The sequence below is a fragment of the Novosphingobium sp. B-7 genome, assembly GCF_000410615.1.
GTDB lineage: Bacteria > Pseudomonadota > Alphaproteobacteria > Sphingomonadales > Sphingomonadaceae > Novosphingobium > Novosphingobium capsulatum.
On the sequence record NZ_KE148412.1, the window covers coordinates 10263 to 12870 of the forward strand.

Genomic DNA, 2608 nt, shown 5'->3' on the forward strand with positions numbered 1-2608 from the left:
TCAGGCGCGGGCGATCGGCGATCGACAGCCGCGCCTGGCTGGCGATGCGGCTGGTCGGCACGGCCGGCGCCGGCGCGCCGCGCGGGGCAAAGCGCACTTTGGACGCGCTGCGGATCATGTTTGCCAGGCGGCCGCTGTCTTCCAGCGTCATGCCTTGGCCCATCTCGCTCTTGGCGTAGCAATCGACCGCCCCCAGCGCGAGCGCGCGGGCCGTGGTATCGTTGCCCTGCTGGGTGGCGCCCGATACGATGATCACCGGCGTCGGGCGCAGCTGCATGATCTTTTCCAGGAAATCCAGGCCGTTCATGCCCGGCATTTCCACGTCGAGCGTGACCACGTCGGGGTCCAGCTCGCGGATCATCTGGCGCCCTTCGGCGGCATTGGCGGCGGCGGCCACCACTTCGATATCCGGCTCTTTCGACAGCCGGTTCATGAGGATGGCCCGCATCGTGGGCGAATCCTCGACAATCACCACGCGGATCGTCATGCCGCCCTCCTCGAATAAATCGTTGGTCCCATGTTCGCCAGTTCTTCCAGAGCCGGGCCGGTGACCCGCTCGCTGTGGCCGATATAGAGGTGGCCGCCGCGCACGAGCTTTTCGGCAAAGCGCGCCACGAGCCGTTCCTTGGTTGGATTGTCGAAATAGATCATCACGTTGCGGCAAAAGATCACGTCAAAGGCGCCGGCCATCGGCCAATCGCCCAAGAGGTTGAGGTGGCGGAAGCGCAGCAGCGCCTGCGCCTCGGGCGCGATCGTGGCATCCTGGCCATCGGGCACGGTCCAGGCGCGGCGCAGCGCCTCGGGCACGGGCTTGAGGTCTTCCTGGCGATAGCGCGCGGCCTGGGCTTTGGTGATCGCGTGGGTGGCGATGTCGCTAGCCAGGATGCGGATATCGCGCCGCGCCAGCTTGAGCCCTTCGCTGCGATCCGGGCCAAGCAGCGTCATCACCAGCGACCAGATTTCCTCGCCACTGGAACAGCCGGCCGACCAGATGCGCACTTTGCCGCCGCGATCGAGCTGTTCGATCAGGTGGGGCCGCACGACCTGGGCGAAATGCTCGAAATGGTGCGCCTCGCGATAGAAGAACGTGTGGTTGGTGGTCAGTGCGCAGATCGCCTTGGTGCGTTCGGCCGCATCCTCGCGAATGCGCAAAACATAGGCGCCGAATGTCTGGCAGCCCGAATCGCGCACCAGCGGCGCCAGGCGCGAATAGACCAGCATGGCCTTGCCCGGCGGCAGCACGATCCCTGCCTCGCGATGGGCGATCTCGCTCACCGCCTGGAAATCGGCGGCGTCATAAACCCCCGGGCTGACGCCGGGCAGGCTGACGTCGAAGGCGGCGTGAACGCTCATGCGGCTTCCGCCAGCCCGTGCGGGTGCGACAGGTCCATCTGGCCATGTTCGGCCATGCTGCGCGCGACCAGGCCGTCGACATCGACAATCAACGCCACGCGCCCATCGCCCAGGATGGTGGCGCCGGCCACGCCCTCTACCGAGCGGTAGTGGGTATCCAGGCTCTTGATCACCACCTGGCGCTGATCGACGATCGAATCCACCAGCAGCGCGGCGCGACCGGCACCTTCGGTTTCCACCACGATCAGCACACCATCCTGCGGCGCTTCCACCGCGCCATAGGCGCCCACCGCCACGTGCAGCGGCACCACCGGGATGAAGCGGCCGCGCACGTTCATCATCGCGCGGTTGGAGCCCAGGCCTTTGACGTCTTCCACCGCCGGACGCAGCGATTCGACGACGTTGGCCAGCGGGACGACCAGCGTCTGGTCGCCGACATTGACCACCATGCCGTCGGAAATGGCGAGGGTGAGCGGCAGGGTAAGCGTGAACGTGGTGCCCACGCCCTGTTCGGATTCGATGGTGATGCGCCCGCCCAGGTCCTTCACGTTCTGGCGCACCACATCCATGCCCACGCCGCGCCCGGAAATGTTGGACACGGTCTGCGCGGTGGAAAAGCCCGGCGCAAAGATCAGCAGGTCGATCTCTTCCTTCGAGAGCTGGGCATCGGGCGCAACCAGGCCCTTTTCGATGGCCTTGGCCAGCACGCGTTCGCGGTTGATGCCGCGCCCATCGTCGCCAATGCGGATCAGGATGCGGCCCGAGCGGTGCTCGGCCGACAGGGTCAGCGTGCCTTCGGCGCTCTTGCCGGCGGCGAGCCGTTCCTCGGGCTTTTCGATGCCATGGTCCACCGCGTTGCGGATCAGGTGAGTCAGCGGTTCACCCAGCCGCTCGATCACGGTCTTGTCCAGTTCGGTGCTCTCGCCCGAAACTTCCAGGCGCACGTGCTTGCCGGTGCTGGCCGACAGTTCGCGCATGATGCGCGGCACGCGGCTGAACACCGAGCCGATCGGCTGAGCACGGATCGCCATGGCGCTTTCCTGGATATCGCGCGTCAGGCCATCGAGCACGGCGATTTCCTCGCTCGCGGCCAGGCCTTCGCTCGACAGGCGCTGGGCCATCATCGCCTGGGCGATGACCAGCTCGCCCACGGCATCGATCAGCTTGTCGAGCTTGGACAGCTCGATACGGATCGATTGGCCGGGCGCGGGCGGGGCTGGCGGCGGGGCCGCTGCAGCCACGGCGGCTGGCGCGG

General features: G+C 66.9%; 3 protein-coding genes. All 3 read right to left on the bottom strand.

Going from position 1 to position 2608, the window contains the following annotated elements; genetic code table 11:
* A partial coding sequence (locus H926_RS34935) for a response regulator (RefSeq protein WP_237741088.1) occupies positions 1 to 487 on the bottom strand: 487 nt, incomplete at its 3' end.
* Entirely contained in the window at positions 484 to 1353 is an 870-nt protein-coding gene (locus tag H926_RS0117920) for a protein-glutamate O-methyltransferase CheR (protein WP_022677529.1), read from the bottom strand. The genes H926_RS34935 and H926_RS0117920, both read right to left, overlap by 4 nt.
* Positions 1350 to 2608 (bottom strand): chemotaxis protein CheA (locus H926_RS28595; RefSeq protein ID WP_022677530.1); only part of this gene is annotated, 1259 nt, incomplete at its 5' end. The genes H926_RS28595 and H926_RS0117920, both read right to left, overlap by 4 nt.